This window comes from Pseudomonas sp. SIMBA_068, from assembly GCF_046534705.1.
In the GTDB taxonomy this organism is placed as follows: Bacteria; Pseudomonadota; Gammaproteobacteria; order Pseudomonadales; family Pseudomonadaceae; genus Aquipseudomonas; species Aquipseudomonas putida.
In genome coordinates this window covers 1-242 of sequence record NZ_JAWRYI010001418.1, presented here as the reverse complement: position 1 = coordinate 242, position 242 = coordinate 1, and the positions used below count along the sequence as shown (strand labels likewise).

Below are 242 nucleotides of genomic sequence, written 5' to 3'. Positions count from 1 at the left end.
ACAGTAGCGACTTTAGCGCGCATAGTTGATGGTTATTACACGCCGTAACTATTTCGCGCTGCCACTTAGCATCGACACTCAGGGGCAGGGTTAGCGAGAGGTCTAGCGTCGTATATATAAGCCTATTATCGAGCTTCTGAAGTGCCTGGAAATACATTTTGATGGTTGCGCCTGCCAATTCAGAGGCGGAACGGGCAAGCCACAACTTCATCAGGTGTATCAATTCTCCGTCAAAGGAACTG

1 pseudogene is annotated in these 242 nt (G+C 48.8%); it reads right to left on the bottom strand.

From position 1 onward, the window contains the following. Window positions 1-211: pseudogene (locus SB756_RS34285) on the bottom strand (site-specific integrase); the annotation flags it as partial. Between the last annotated feature and the right edge of the window lie 31 nt (window positions 212-242).